3 protein-coding genes are annotated in these 16,348 nt (G+C 52.5%); 1 reads left to right on the top strand and 2 read right to left on the bottom strand.

Annotated features, from left to right (window positions below; all coding sequences use genetic code 11):
* Positions 1-37: 37 nt before the first annotated feature.
* Complete coding sequence (locus AC27N8_RS02865) at positions 38-8,002, bottom strand: amino acid adenylation domain-containing protein (RefSeq protein WP_487063757.1); 7,965 nt, start codon at positions 8,000-8,002, stop codon at positions 38-40.
* 15 nt (positions 8,003-8,017) lie between these two features.
* Positions 8,018-14,893, bottom strand: coding sequence for an amino acid adenylation domain-containing protein (locus AC27N8_RS02860; protein ID WP_487063755.1), 6,876 nt, complete (start codon positions 14,891-14,893; stop codon positions 8,018-8,020).
* Between the two features lie 827 nt (positions 14,894-15,720).
* On the opposite strand from AC27N8_RS02860, the gene AC27N8_RS02855 reads away from it, so the two are divergent.
* The gene (locus AC27N8_RS02855) at positions 15,721-16,284 is read left to right on the top strand and encodes a GNAT family N-acetyltransferase (RefSeq protein WP_487063753.1); all 564 of its coding nucleotides are present in this window, start codon (positions 15,721-15,723) and stop codon (positions 16,282-16,284) included.
* Positions 16,285-16,348 lie beyond the last annotated feature (64 nt).

Genomic DNA, 16,348 nt, shown 5'->3' with positions numbered 1-16,348 from the left:
GCTGCGTAAGCGCGACGTCGACGATGGCTGTTCGTTATTAGTTGTCGGTTTCAAAGGAAGATAATAATTCTAAAGCCTCTTCTTCGGATAATGTTTCTAGCTTTTTGACAATTTCTTCTTCAACAAGCTCGGCCATTTTGGCGATGGTTGAGGCATCCTCAAAAAGTCGACGTAGCGGTATATTGATGCGGAAAACCTCTCGTAGCTGATAACTCAGTTGGATTGCCAGTAATGAGTGTCCTCCCAGCTCGAAAAAGTTTTCATGTATTCCGATCCGTTGTTGCCCCAGCACCTTCCTCCACATTTCCAGCACTAACTCCTCCACCGGTGTCCCGGGCTCCTCTAGCACATCGCTGCTTGCTACTTGCAGCGTATCAGGTGCAGGCAATGCTCGCCGGTCTATTTTGCCGCTGGAGGTCAGTGGCAGAGCAGCGAGGAATACAAATGTCGCTGGTATCATGTATGCTGGCAGGTGTCTTTGTAACGCACTGCGGATCTCGCCGTTGTCGAGATCCGTCCCTGGCTGTGCTACTATGTAGGCTACCAGACGAGTATCTCCGGGACGATCTTCACGGGCCAGAACGACACAGTCCTCGATTCCGATCTGCGCCCGTACGACGGTCTCGATCTCGCCTAACTCGATGCGCTGTCCCCGGATCTTGACTTGCTGGTCCAGACGTCCCAGGTATTCAATGGAGCCATCGGGCAGATGACGCGCCAGGTCTCCACTGCGATACAGGCGTTGTCCTGGCTCGCTACTCCAGGGATGGGGGATGAAACGCTCGGCGGTCAGATTGGCGCGCTTTAGATAGCCACGAGCCAGATTGACTCCTCCGATATAGAGCTCACCGGCCACGCCAATGGGCACGGGCTGCAAGAAGCGATCAAGCAGATAGATCTGAGTGTTGGCGATGGGCATGCCGATGGGCACGATGGTGTCTGTGGGCTGGCAAGACCAGGCGGTGACATCGATGGCGGCCTCGGTGGGACCATAGAGGTTATGCAGCTGTACGTGTCGGGGAAAATGAGCGAAAAAGCTGGTCTGAAGATCAGAAGAGAGCGCTTCTCCGCTGCACATGACCTGACGGAGACTTTGGCAGGCGTCCAGGGCAGGTTCCTGCAAAAAGACGTGGAGCATGGAGGGGACAAAGTGGAGCGTGGTGATAGCTTGCTCGACAATCAGATCGCGCAGATAGGTTGGATCGCGATGTCCCTCCGGACGAGCCATGATCAGGCTGGCTCCCGTGGTCAGCGGCCAGAAGAATTCCCAGACTGAGACATCAAAGCTGTAGGGCGTTTTTTGCACGACGCGATCCCACGGGAAGAGATGATAGTGTTCCTGTCTCCAGTACAGATAGTTTCCAAGCCCACGATGGGTGTTCATGGTGCCTTTAGGCTTGCCGGTTGAGCCCGATGTGTAGATCACATAAGCCAGTTGGTCGGATGATCCTATCCATCTGAACTGATCGTGTGGCATCTGAGACAGAGGAGTCCATATGTGATCAATGCAGAGACCTTTTTTGAGCGTTGGTGGGAGGCTTTCTTGCAATGTAGTATGGGTCAAGACCACGTCTATTTGCGCGTCCTGAAGCATAAAGGCCAGACGCTCCTGTGGATAAGTAGGATCAAGTGGCATGTATGCTCCTCCGGCTTTGAGGACTGCCAGCAAGCTCATGACCATCTCCAGCGACCGTTCCAGGCAGATTCCCACCAGCGCCTCAGAACGAACTCCTTGTTGGCGTAAATAGTGGGCAAGTTGATTGGCGCGCCGATTCAGCTCGGCGTAGGTGAGCAGCTGTTCCTCGAAGACCAGCGCTACAGCGTCAGGTGTCTGCTCTACCTGTTGCTCAAAGAGCTGATGCACGGCCAATTCCTGCGGATAGTCGTCGCGTTGCGTGGCATTCCATTTGCGCAAGACTTGCTGGCGTTCCTGCACTGAGAGGAGCGAGATCAACTCCAGCTTTTGTGCTGGCTGCTCTATAAATGCCTGGAGGATGCGTTGAAGTTGCCGGAGCAGACGGCTGATGAGTTCCTCTTCAAAACGCATTGGGTCATACTGTATGCGCAGGATCAATGTGTCTTGATGAGGAATGATCAGCAGGGCCAGAGGATAGTTGGTTTGCTCCTCATGTCTGCTCGTCTTGAGTGTCATCTCGGTGGATTGTGCGAGTACTGATGTCGCCTCCGGATAGTTCTGGAAGATGACGAGACTATCAAAGAATGGCTGTCCGGCGGGAATCTCGCTCCAGGTTTGGATCTGCGCCAGCGGAGTGTATTCATGCTCGCGAGCCTCAACCTGTTGGCTCTGTAAGGCGCGTAGCCAGTCTCCTACTGAATGGGTTGGGGAGACCTGTACGCGTACTGGCAGGGTGTTGATGAAGACACCCAACATCGTTTCGACGCCGGGCAACTCTGGCGGGCGTCCCGTCGTTGTGGTCCCAAAGAGCACCACGTCCTCGCCGCTATAGCGGCTCAGGAGGAGCGCCCAGGCTCCCTGTAGGAGCGTGTTGAGCGTGACGTGTTGTTGCTGCGCTCCAGTGGTGAGCGCCGCTGTCAGGGATGTGGAGCAGGCGACGTGTTGGGTCATAGCCGTGGTCCAGTGCGGATGGGTATCCTCTGTACGACCTGGCAAGCGTGTCGCGGTGTGCAGTCCCTGGAGATAACGTCTCCAGAACAGCTCCGCTTTGTCCCGGTCATGCTGCTGGAGCCAGTGCAGGTAGTCACGATACGGACGGACGGCTGGCAGGTCTGGTTGCTTTCCCTGGCAGAATGCCTGATAGCACGTCTGTACTTCGGTCAGCAGGAGCGCATGCGACCAGCCGTCGGTGATCAGATGATGCATATTAAGATGAAAGGTATAGGTCTGATTCTGCAAACGCACGAGCGCCAGACGCAACAGGGGAGCGGTTCCCAGATCCTGACTGGTTATCTCGATGGCTTGTCGCAAGTGCTCCAGGCGTTCCTGCTGTTGGAGCGGTGAGGAGGAACGCCAATCGAGAAGCTCACAGGAAGGTTCAAGCTGGCGCAACACAATCTGTAGCGGTTGTGTGACTCCTTCCCAGACAAAAAGGGTACGCAACAAGCCATGACGTTGGATCACGGAGCGCCAGGCCTCTTGCCAGGCGGCCACATTCACGGCTCCTTGAATCGTCCACTCCAACTGGTTGCCGTACACACCAACCTCTGGGGTGTAGAGACTGTGAAAGAGGAGTCCCGTTTGCATCGGTGAGAGCGGATAGATGTCTTCGATGGCCTGGCCGGGTCGCCCTGTCTGTGCCTGGGGAATCCGTGCCACAAGTGTATCAAGTTCGGCTTGCGTGAGCGTCACGAGCGGAAAGTCTGAAGGGGTATAGCCGCCGGCCTCGGGGGCCTGACACTGCTCGATGAGCGCGACGAGAGCATCAAGATACCATTGGGCTAAGTTCTCAATGGTCTTACGTCGATGCAGCTCCTGACTGTACTGCCAGTTGAGATGTAAGCATCCTTCTTCGATCCTCGCAGTGATCTCTAGTAGATGAGGTCGTGTCTCCGATGCACTGTGCATGGCTCCCGTAGAAACTGGTGTCGGTGTGAATAATGACGTAGGCGAGAATGAGGCGTCGATTTGTCCAAGGTAGTTGAAGACGACCTGTGGCTGCGGTTGCGTCGCAAAGGTGGCAATCAGAGTAGGATCTTGCGTCAGAAAGCGCAATATCCCATAACTCATGCCTTTATGTGGCACATGCCGAAGTTGCTCTTTGATTGCTTTGAGCGCATCTGTCGGAGAGCTTGTCATAGCACTTTCCAGCAGCACCGGGAATAAAGTTGTGAACCAGCCGACGGTGCGAGAGAGATCGATATGCTCGATCACCTCTTCGCGTCCATGGCCTTCCAGATCAATGAGCAGACGAGGCTGTCCTGTCCAGCGCGTAAAAGCTTGCAGCAGAGCTGTCAGTAACAGCTCGGTAATCTGCGTATGATAGACATCTGGTACGTCTTGTAGTAAGGCTCGTGTGTGCTGCTGTGAGAGCGTAATCTGATACGTTCGATCGCTCACGAAGGTATTATCACCGGCAGGAAAATCCTGAGGAAGAGGCTGAATATCTGTCCATCTAGCGTCGAGCCAGTAGGTCTGATCTGCACGTAAAGAGGCTGTCTGCGCATACTGCTGGAGCTGGTTGGACCAGGCTTGCCATGAGGTGGTTTTGTCTGGCAGATGCATTGGCTGGTCGGCGGCTAGTTGTCCATATGTCGTCTCAAGATCTTCGAGCAGGATGCGCCAGGAGACACCGTCAACGGCGAGGTGATGAATGATCAGGAGCAGGTACGCCGGATGGTCCGATCCATGCAGAAAGTAGAGCGAACGGAGCAGTAGACCTGCGCTCAGATCCAGTTGCGCCTGTGCAGACTCTGCCAGGCTCAGTTGTGTCTGGAAGCGCTGCTGTTCAGGCAAGCCGGAGAGATCAATAGTGAGGTCAGGTGACGTTGTTGGGATGCCCGCGATCTCTTGCTGCCATCCGTCGAGGTCTGGTTGAAAGCGTAGGCGTAAAGCATCATGGTGTCGGATGAGTTGTCGCAATGCCTGCTGTAACCAGTGGAAACGCAGAGATGTAAACGTAGATAGCATCACTGCTTGATTGTAATGCTGGGGTATGGATAACTGGCGCTCGAAGAACCAGTGCTGGATCGGTGTCAACGGGACAGGCCCTGTGACCAGGGCTTGTGAGGTCTGACTGACTGCGCTTGTTGTGACTACGCGAGCCAGTTGGGCAATCGATTGATCGTGAAAGAGTTGCTGTGGCGTGAAGTGAAGTCCCGCTTGTCGGGCACGCGAGACCACTTGAATACTCAGAATCGAGTCGCCTCCCAGCGCAAAGAAGTTGTCGTGGATGCCGACCTGCTCGACTCTGAGGAGTTGCGACCAGATGCGTGCCAGCGTGACTTCTGTCTCGGAGCTTGGCGCGACAAAGGTCTCGGCGAGCTCGGGATGTGGTTGTTCTGGGGCGGGCAGGGCACGGCGATCGACCTTGCCACTGGTAGTTAAGGGGAGGGCGTCTAGCGAGACAAATGCCGCAGGGATCATGTACCCTGGCAAGCGCTCTTGTAGGAACGTACGCAACGTGCTATCTGTGGGCGTATCTCCTGCACGTCCGACGATATAGGCGACCAGGCGTTGCTCACCCGGTCGATCTTCGCGGGCCAGAACAACACAGTCCTCGATTCCGATCTGGGCTCGCATGACGGTCTCGATCTCGCCTAACTCGATGCGCTGTCCCCGGACCTTGACTTGCTGGTCCAGACGTCCCAGATATTCAATGGAGCCATCGGGTAGATGACGCGCCAGGTCTCCGCTGCGATACAGGCGTTGTCCCGGCTCGTTACTCCAGGGATGGGGGATGAAACGCTCGGCGGTCAGATCGGCGCGCTTCAGATAGCCACGAGCCAGGTTGACTCCGCCGATATAGAGCTCGCCGGCCACGCCAATGGGCACGGGCTGCAAGAAGCGATCAAGCAGATAGATCTGGGTGTTGGCGATGGGCCTGCCGATGGGCACGCGCTCGTCTGCGCGTCGACAGGCCCAGGCGGTTACTTCAACGGCGGCCTCGGTGGGGCCATAGAGGTTATGTAGTTGTATGTGCTCGGAAAAGCGGGCGAAAAAGGTCTCCTGAAGATCGGCAGAGAGCGCTTCTCCGCTGCACATGACCTGACGGAGGCTCCGACAGGCGTCCAGGTCTGGCTCCTGCAAAAAGGCGTGCAACATGGAGGGGACAAAGTGCAGTGTGGTGATAGCTTGCTCGATGATCAGATTGCGCAGATAGGTTGGATCGCGATGTCCCTCCGGACGAGCCATGATCAGGCTGGCTCCCGTGGTCAGCGGCCAGAAGAATTCCCAGACCGAGACGTCAAAGCTGTAGGGCGTTTTTTGTACGACGCGATCCCTGGAAGAGAGGTGATAATGTTCCTGTCTCCACAGCAGATAATTCGCTAATCCTCGATGGGTATTCATGGTGCCCTTGGGGGTTCCTGTAGAGCCGGAGGTGTAGATGACATAGGCCAGGTTCTCCGGAGCGATATTGACAGTGACTGGATGTGGCTTTGTGGCGGCGATCTGTTCCCATTGGCTATCCAGATGAATAATTTCAACGCCGGTTGGCGGCGAAAGAGGGAGATCCTGGCACGTGACGACTATCTTCACATGTGCATCTGTCAGCATAAAAGATAGCCGTTCGGTTGGGTAATCAGGATCAAGGGGCACATAGGCGGCGCCCGTTTTGAGGATGGCGAAGAGCGCCACGACCATTTCCAGTGAGCGCTCCATCAAGATGCCTATCAGCACTTCGGGACCAACTCCTCGCCGCTGCAAATGCGATGCCAGTAGATCGGCGCGTCGATTTAGCTCCTCATAGCTAAGTTGGTGCTCCTCACAGATCAAGGCGATTGCGTCGGGCGTGCGCTGTACCTGCCGCTCAAAGAGGTGATGCACGGTCAACTCTGGAGGATAGTCGCGCTGCGTGGCATTCCACTGTTCCAGGATTTGTTCACGTTCCTGCTCGATCAGGAATGATATCTCTCCAATGGTGACATGGGGCGCGCGCAGCACTTCTTGCAGGATCGTTTGCCAGTGATTCAGTAGCTGTGCGATGGTCGTGGCTTGAAAAAGCTCGGTGTTGTACTCGAGCACACAATGGAGTCCCTGCTCATCTTCCAGTGCCGTGAGCGTCAAATCGAACTTGCTGACCGTGCTCTCCACTTCCAGCACACTCATTCCTACGTTGGTCAGTGCTCCAGAATCCTGGGGCATGTTTTGTAGGATAAACATGATCTGAAAGAGCGGTGTGCGGCTCAGGTCGCGGATGGGTTCGAGCGCTTCTACCACTTTTTCGAAGGGCAGGTCCTGATGGGCATAGGCTCCGAGCATGACGGTGCGTACGCGTTGGAGCAATGCTAGAAAGCTGGGATTACCTGACAGGTCGGTACGCAAAACAAGCGTGTTGACAAAAAAGCCGATCAGGGTTTCAAGTTCACGATGAGTGCGGTTGGCAATTGGAGTGCCAACCATAATGTCGTCTTGTCCACTGTAGCGCAGCAGCAGTACCAGGAATGCTGCGAATAAGGTCATGAAGAGCGTGACCCCTTCTTGCTGGCTCAGTGCTTTGAGTTGTGAGGTGAGAGGCGCTGAGATCTGAAGGCTACGCTGCGCTCCCGCAAAGGTCTGGATGGGCGGGAGGGCATGATCGGTGGGAAAATCGAGCACTGCAGGAGCATGGGCGAGTTGCTGTTGCCAGTAATGAAGTTGCTCTTGCAAGACCTCATCCTGGAGCCACTGACGCTGCCAGAGGGCATAGTCGGCATATTGGATCGGTAAGGGCGGCAGCGTGCTCGGCTTCCCAGCGATCTCTGCTTGATAGAGTTGTGAAAGCTCGCGAATGAGGACGTTGCTTGACCAACCATCAAAGATAATGTGGTGCAGCGTCAGCAGCAGTATATGATGCCGGAGACTCAGGCGCACTACTACAGCCCTCAGTAACGGGCCAGTTTCGAGGTTGAAAGGCTGCTGCTGCTCTTGATACGCAAGCTGCTGAATCAGCTCTGCTTGCTCTTCTGTTGTGCTTGTGGATAGATCAATCAGCGGAAGTGACATGTTATAAGGAGGAGCAATGACCTGGGTTGGTTTTTCATTGTGCTGGTGGAAGACGGTACGTAAAACCTCATGGCGTTGGATAACTGTGGTGAAAATATGCTCAAGCATTCCAACAGAAAAAATACCTTTAAATTGGAGCATATTTGGTATGTTGTACGCCGCGCTCTGGCTATCAAACTGATGCAGAAACCATAGCCGCTCCTGGGCGAACGAGAGCACGATCCCATTTTCGTCACGCTGGCGAGGGAAAATATGCTGCTGGACAACGCCCGCTTTGCGTTGTTGCACTTGCTGCTCAACCATCTTTTGTTGCATTTTTTTGAGAAGCGCTTCACGTTGCTCCGGTGAGAGTGCGGAAATATGTTTGGCGAGATCACTCATCAAGGTATCCTTTGATTACAAGTCGTTGGTGAATAATTGCAGCAGATCGTCGTCAGAGGTTCCACCCATTTCGAGCAACATCTGTGCTAGATGTTCATCATCGGCCTGCTGTAAAAAATTACGCTGCATCTGCTCAATGAGCAGGGCCATTTCGACAATGGTTGGATGGTCAAACATGCTCTGGAGCGGTAACTCTACCTGGAAGATGGAGCGTACTTCAGAGAGGATCTGGGTCGCTAATAATGAATGTCCTCCGACTGCAAAGAAGTTGTCCGTGGTTCCGAGATTGTCGAGATGAAGGAGTTCGCTCCAGATCTTCAATAGTTCCTCTTCCATAAGTGTGGCTGGCTTTTGACTGTTCAGGCTGTGCGGAGCGGTGCGCGGCTTCGGTGTGTAGAACTGAAACTGTTGATAGATTTTCTCTACAGAATTCAATGTTGTGGCAATCTTGCTGAGTTGTGCCTGATGCAGGCGTTCTCCTGTCTCAATGCGGGCGGTCGGCGTTGACCGGGCATCCGTTGTAGCTAGCGATGATACTTGTTGTTGCTCCGCTGCGCTAGCGGGATGAAATTTGAGCTGAGCCGCTACCTGAGCCGGGAAAATAATCTGCCAATCTTGCTCCTCCCGCTCACGTTTGAAGGCGTGCCCCGTTTGTGTTAAAAAGTCAGCGGCAGGCTGATTTTTTGCGGTTGCTTGATAAGGAAGTGTAACTGTATCCAGGCCGTACTCCTGCACTAGCGCTCCCAGATAGGCAATGATGCGATGCTCTACTCCTCGTCCTAACACGCGACAACTTAAGAGGAGGGTGTCAACGCGCAGTGTGGACTGCTCTTTGGTACATAAGACCAGTCCCACTAATCCATACACTCCAAAGCGATCATCGACATGAACCACGAAGGCTTCATTGTGCTCCTCAAGACAGAACTGGCGGATCTCGTTTTCGTTGCGCCGGATGGTCGTAAGATTAAATTGGTTGGTCCGGAGCGTGAGTTGGGCCGCCCGCGTAAGATGTTTATCCTCCAGGCGTGTGATATGCACCTGTACGTTCAGCTTTTCCAGGAAATCTGCGAACGCGTTGGTTGATTGTAAGAGGCTTTGCCGTTGCTGTTCCTGCTGATAAAAGTGGGTGCGTTGTCGATCTTCATCTGTACGTGCTACCTGGTCGAAGGCCCAGAAATGTGTGAGCAATTGAGGAAGGTCCTCAATGTGTGACGGAAACGGAAAGATGAGCACTTCTGGACACCGGGCCTGCACATCTGCTTGCTCAAGCGGGTTGTCATCCAGAAAAATCATGCTGTCCAGCGCTAGATTGAGTGCTTGCGCCAGAGAGCGTAGATTGTTGGCTTTCGATTGCCAGTTAATGCGTACCTGCGCCAGATGTTTACGCTGGAGTGGCATCTCCGGATGCGCATCAAAGACGTCGAAGACATCTTGCGGATTGTTTTTGCTACAGAGACAGATCAACATTCCGGCTTCGTGCTGCGCCACGAGAAATTCTTGCAAGATCCTTCTGGGAGTATCAAGCGTAATGCCCTGTGGACCATCCTCACCGCAGACTCCTTGCCAGAGGGTTTGATCGCAATCGACCACAATCACTTTGTATGGCTGAAATGTGAATGCTGCTATCTTGCGGGCGATTAGCGTGCCCAGTGCCGTAAAAAAGTGGGGCGTGAAAGGAATATGTCCCGTGCTATCCGTGTTGAGGTCGTAGTAGTTAGCTACTGGATAGAGAGCTGCGACCTCTTGTAAGGAAATGAAGTATGTCCCGCTTATTTGACTGATCTCTTGCGTCAGAAGCTGTTCCATCTGCTGGCATAATGATGCGAATGTGGGATCAGCCTGTATCTGAGGTGAGGATGGACAGATACAGAGGATGCAGGGCACGGAGGTGCGTTGTCGTACTTGTTGGAATGCCTGCAAGAATTCATGCGTCTCCCGGGCGATCATGTGTTGAGAGAGGCTGGTGCGTTGAGAGGGCTCCGTAAAGCGTAGCCAATCCTCAAAGCGGAGCAGAATAAGATTGACGCCATTGGTATTGGTTGAGAGCAGACTCTGTGGGTCCAGAAATTGTTGCCATATCTGGTTATAGGCGGCAAAGCTGATGGTGGTCGGAAGTTGCAGCTCACGCATCCAGTAGGAGAGCGGACCCTCCAGTGGTTCAGCCGTGAACGTTGCTGTGATGGCCAGGGTCTGTTTCTGCGCACGACGACGGGCAGATTGTGCCTGGCGTAATAGTGTATCTGGCAGTTCAAATGCTTCCAGCGGTGTGTTTGCTTCCTGGGTAATCCGTTGGAGTGTTTGCTGATACGCCTGGAGTAAAGCGTCGATTGTGTCAGCATGAAAAAGTTCGGCATCGTACTCGCAGGTGATTTGTAAACCATCCCCACGCTCTTGAGCGACAAAACGGAGATCTAGCAGAGCATCCTGGGGAGGAAGTGGAAGAAAATCAAAACGTAACTCGTCTATTTCTAAGGCTTCTTGCGGCATGTTTTGTAGGAGGAAGGCAACGTTATAGAATGGGTTGTGGTGGTGGGTGCGGTCAGGTTGAAGCGCCTCAACAATTTTCTCGAAGGGCAGATCCTGATGCGTGTAGGCTGCTAAGACGGTCGTTCTGATCTGAGAGACTAATTGCTCCCAGCTTGTGTCAGGTTTGAGTTGCGTGCGCAGGACCAGGAAATTTAGAAAACAACCGATTAATGGTTCAATTTCTATGCGTGTACGACCCGAAGAGACTGTTCCAATCGCGAGATCATGCTGTCCACTCCACTTGAATAAAATCACCTTGAGGGCGGCCAGCAGCGTCATAAATAACGTGACATCCAGCTGCTGAGAGACTTGTTTGAGCTGTTCGGTGTTTGTGCGTGTGACAAGTATCGTGCGTGATAAGCTTTGTTGATTGTAGATATGATGACGCAAACGATCAAGTGGAAGATCAAGATGGGTCGGGACATGCGCTAATTGTGCCTGCCAGTAGTCAAGGTGATCTTGTAAGACCTTTCCTTGTAGCCACTCACGCTGCCAGAGCGTATAGTCGGCGTATTGGATTGGTAAGGCGGGTAATGGTGATGGTTGCTCCTGGACAAAAGCATGATAAAGTGTTGTGATCTCTTGTACCAGAATGCTCATTGACCAGCCATCAGCGATGATGTGATGCATGGTCAAAAGAAATAGATGTTCAGATGCTGAGTGCCGTATCACGACGGTCTGCCAGAGAGGTCCGTTTTGTAGATCAAAGGAAGTCAATGCCTCTTGTTCAATCAGGGTAGGCACTAACGTTGCCGAAGATGAGGGCGTCAGCGACTGAAGATCGATTAATGTGATGGGGGGCGTGCCTGAATCAGTGATGGTCTGTACGGGACCGGATGCCTGGATGGGGAAGGTGGTACGTAAGATCTCGTGTCGGCTGGCAAGATGCGTTAAGGCTTTCTGCATGGCCATGAGCCTGAATGGTCCGTGGATGCGTAAACCAACGGCGATCGTGTAGGCAGTACTGTGTGTGTTAAGCTGGTGAAGAAACCATAACTGTTGCTGAATAAAGGAAAGTGGAATAGCTTGTGGACGCCTCGTGGCAGGTATAGGATCTATCGGCATCTGATCCGCACCTTGTTGCAAGGATTCAATCTGGGCAGAAAGATCAATAATACGTGGGCACTCAAATAACATGCGCAGAGGAATGTCGATGTGAAGCGTTCTCCTGAGGCGTGAAACTACCTGCGTCGCCAATAAAGAGTGTCCTCCGAGCTCAAAGAAATTGTCTTGAATATTCACGTGCTCCTGCCCAAGCAGTTCAGTCCAAATCTGTGTCAAAAGCTCTTCTAAAGGTGTGCGCGGGGCGATATACGCATGATGCAGCACTACTGATGATAGGTCGGGAGCAGGCAACAGGCGGCGATCCACTTTCCCATTCAGCGTTATCGGGAGTTCGTCCAGGAAAACAAAAAATGCTGGGATCATGTATTCTGCCAGGTATGATTGCAGGGCTGTTCGCAATCCGTGAGCGGTCAATTGTGCTTTCCAGGCATGGGTAGGAACTACGTAGGCTACCAGATGCAGATCTCCTGCTTGCTCTGCACTCGCCTGGACGATGCATGCTTCAACTCCGATCTGAGCTCGTATGACGACCTCGATCTCTTCCATTTCGATACGGAAGCCCCGCAATTTCACCTGGTGATCTACGCGTCCTAGATAGATTAATTCACCATCTGCCGTGATACGTACACGATCACCTGTCCGGTAGAGTCGCTGCCCCGGTTGCGAGCTAAATGGATGTGGGATGAAACGCTCAGCAGTGATCTCTGGTCGCTGCCAATAGCCTCGTGCGAGTCCTTTGCCGCCTACATACAATTCTCCCGGCACTCCAATGGGTAGCACATGTTGCTGCCCATCAAGCACATAGTAGTCCAGATCTGCGATGGCATGCCCGATGACGCTGCCAGGCTGTTGTGCAATATCTCGTTGTGTAATAGGACGATAGGTGACATGGACCGTGGTCTCGGTGATGCCATACATGTTGATGAGCTGGGGATGTTGATCTCCATGACGCTTCATCCAGGGTTCCAGGCGTGCCAGATCCAGTGCTTCCCCTCCAAAGATCACGGTCCGCAGGGCTCGCAGCGCTGAGGCTTTTTCTTGTATATCAGCCTGCATCAGCGCGTAAAACGCGGAGGGGGTCTGGTTGAGGATGCTTACTCTTTGCTGGCAGAGAAGCTGATAGAAGGTGTCGTGATCTCGGCTGACCCAATAGGGAACGATAATCAGGCGAGCCCCCGTCAGTAGCGCTCCCCAGATCTCCCAGACCGAAAAATCAAAGGCGTAGGAATGAAACAGGGTCCAGCTATCCTGTGACGTCAACTGAAACCAGTCCTGTGTCTCGGTCAAAAGACGTAGCACATTGGTGTGTGGAATCATAACCCCTTTGGGCTTGCCGGTTGAGCCGGAGGTGTAGATCACATAGGCCAGATGTTCAGGAGATACATTGCCAGGAAGCGGTTGTGCCTCAGTGATCTGTTCCCATTGACGCTCTATTCGGAGTGCCTCAACGCCGGTCGGTAGAGAAAGAGGAAGATCCTGGTGCGTTAAGACTATCTTGATGCCTGCATCAGCCAGCATAAAGGAGACGCGTTCAGCCGGAGAATGAGGATCAATGGGGACATAGGCGCCTCCGGCTTTGAGAACTCCGAGCAAGCCAGTGATCATCTCTAAAGAACGCTCCAGGTAGAGACCTACGAGTACGTCGGGACCGACTCCTCGTTGACGCAAATGAGCGGCCAGATGATCGGCGCGTTGGTTCAGTTCCCCATAGCTAAGTTGCTGTTGCTCAAAGATCAAGGCGATGGCATCTGGCGCACGCTGTACCTGCTGCTCAAAGAGTTGATGGATGGTCCACTTCTGAGGATAGCTTTTCTCGATCACATTACCTGATTGCAGGACCTGTTCGCGTTCCATGTCGGTTAGCAGGGATATCTCTTCAATGGAAATGTGCGGATCGCGTAGCACTGCTTGGATGATGGTTTGCCAATGACTGAGCAAACGGGTCATTGACGCAAGCTCAAAGAGCGAGCTGTTATACTCTAGCGTGCCATGTAGGCCTTGCTGGCCTTCTATCACTGTAAGCGTCAGGTCAAACTTGCTGGTCGTACTTGCCAACTCTAATGGATTGACCTGTAGCGTGTTCACGTTTTCCGCATCCTGGGGCACATTTTGCAGGGCAAACATGACCTGGAAGAGTGGCGAGCGGTTCAGGTTGCGGACAGGTTCGAGTGCTTCTACTACTTTTTCAAAAGGAATGTCTTGATGGGCATAGGCACTCAGGCAGACCGTGCGTACGCGCTGGAGCAATTCTAGAAAGCTGGGATTACCCGCGAGATCGTTGCGTATCACCAGGGTGTTGGCAAAAAAGCCAATCATGCCTTCGAGTTCAGCTAGTTGCCGATTGGCAATTGGAGTGCCGACGCTGATATCATATTGGTCGCTATAACGCATCAGTAGGATCTGGAAGCTTGCTAGTAGGAGCATGAACAGGGTCACGTTTTCCTGTCGACTCAAGTGGAGTGCTCTCTGCGTAATCTCAGAGGAAAGACGCCAGGATACGCTTGTTCCTTGCTGGCTTTGTCGTGCCGTACGGGGATGATCATGCGGTAAGGCTAGCGGCGTTGTCTCTGACAGTTGCGTACGCCAGTAGGCTAATTGGGTCTCTAGCACCTCCCCTTGCAACCATTCCCGTTGCCAGAGTGCGTAGTCGGCATACTGAACAGGAAGAGGCGCTAACGTAATAGGGTCGCCAGCGAGAGAAGTACGATACAGGGTGGCGAGTTCACGAATAAAGACTTCGTTGGACCAACCATCGGTGATAATATGATGAATGGTGAAGATAAGAATGTGGTCATGCTGCGTTAGACGGAGCACCCGTATGCGCCAGAGGGATTTGTCTTCGAGTGAAAATGGATGGTAAAGCGACTGATGAACCAGTTCTTTCATAAGTGCTTCCTGGCTGTCAGGCTCAACGTTTTGTAGATCTATCAGAGGAGCATGGATGGAATACGCTTTGTGAACTATTTGCACAGGAACGTCTTGCTGTTGCGTAAATGATGTGCGGAGTGTTTCATGCCGTTGGACTAGCGTATTCAGGCTCTTTTCAAGTATTTGTAGCGAAAATAATCCCGTTATGCGAAGCGAAGCTGGAAAAATATAGGCAGCGTTCTGTGGTTCTAATTGATCCAAAAACCAGAGTCGTTCCTGGGCAAATGAGAGAGGAAGTGGGTCACTACCATGTGGTCGTGGCAGAATTGTCTGTTTGGAATTTGTGGTCCCACGATTTTGTTGGAGTTGACGTAGAAGCGCTTTTCTCTTCTCGGGTGAGAGCGCTACAAAACGTTTAGCTAGGTCGCTCATGTATATGCGTGTATCCTTCACTTTTCCAGAGCTATGTAAGAGTCGCCAGGTTGCAGGCAAAGTGATAGCAGATGTGCCTGCATGCTACGATAGGAATTGTTATACTTTGTAAGGTCTCAAATGCGTTTGGAGAACTTTCTATTACCTTATTTAGAGCATGGTAACTAAAAGAACCTATTTCATTATGCCTGAAAATCCCTATAAAATGCAAGCGAAATACCAATAAGATAGGGTTTTTTAATTTTCCCCGGAGGTCCCAATCGCCAAACAAAAAGGATGAGAACCTGTGAGAGTGATCATACCAAAAAACGTCATGAAACGAGGACTCATCTATGATGAACTATGCCATGATAGATGATGCAAGGGAACTGGCAGGATGGAATGCAGAGAACGAAGCGTTGCTTTCCTGTGAGGACGTTTTGCCCCCCATCCTCTGAGAAGACCTCTTGTCAGTCATATTGGCCCAGTAACACGCAATCGGCACCAGTGGGAAAGTCACTATTGGTTTTGGCCGCCATGTGAGGTGGCAGCCCTGGTGCCGAGCTCGTCGGAGCGTCCAGCCGCAAGCCGAGGCCATTGGGCTGTGGGATGTCCGTTCGTGCGGAAAGGATGCTTGCTGGTTGATCTCTGAGCTCTTCCTGATAGAGGACCAACTGGAGCTAGGAAGAAGAAGGAAGTCCTTGCCTGGCTTATCGCGCTATCCAACAAAATTTTCTGGGTGTACCTGAACCTTCTTTCAACGAATAATATCCGAATAAAGCAAAAGGATAGTATATACTATTCGTATGTTTCTCTCGAAAAGTACATGTGAGGAGAGTCTAATCATCATGAGCTTACATATACACCTGCACACCTTTCCAACCCTGGAAACGGAACGCCTGATCTTACGGCAACTCGCAGCAACGGATGCTCAGGATGCCTTCCTGTTTCTGTCCGATGAAGAGACGATGCGCTACTACGATCCAGCTCCGATGACACAGCTAGAACAAGTGGCAAAGAGTATTGAACGTCATCGAAGCCGCTTTGCTCAACATGAAGCACTACGCTGGGGCATCACAGTGAAGGGAGAGAACAAGATCATTGGCAACTGTGGATATGCGTGGGATGTCGAGAATCGACATGCAACCCTGAGCTATATCCTCTCAAAACACTACTGGAATCAAGGGATCATGACGGAGGCCTTGACTGCGATTATTCATTTCGGCTTCGAACAGATCCATTTGCATCGCATTGAGGCTCAGGTTGCGTATCCCAATCTTGCCTCCACGCGCCTGCTCGAAAAGCTCGGCTTTCAGGAAGAGGGACGCCTCCGCGATCGTCAATATGTGAACAATCAGTTCGTTGACGAAAGAATATTTGGACTTATCAATACTAACAATGTGGATGAATAACATCTTCTTATTGGATGATACTTCCTGTAGCGGCAGGCCAATTGGCACTCGGATAAGCCCATGG

The organism is Dictyobacter sp. Z7_2 (assembly GCF_057551105.1).
Note: the sequence above shows the minus strand (reverse complement) of the source record. Positions and strands in the feature narration are given on the sequence as shown.

What these genes read in the sequence shown, in the direction of transcription:
- AC27N8_RS02855 (WP_487063753.1), top strand. Translation starts at nt 15,721, where the DNA reads ATGAGCTTACATATACACCTGCACACCTTTCCAACCCTGGAAACGGAA.
- AC27N8_RS02860 (WP_487063755.1), bottom strand. Translation starts at nt 14,893, where the DNA reads ATGAGCGACCTAGCTAAACGTTTTGTAGCGCTCTCACCCGAGAAGAGA.
- AC27N8_RS02865 (WP_487063757.1), bottom strand. Translation starts at nt 8,002, where the DNA reads ATGAGTGATCTCGCCAAACATATTTCCGCACTCTCACCGGAGCAACGT.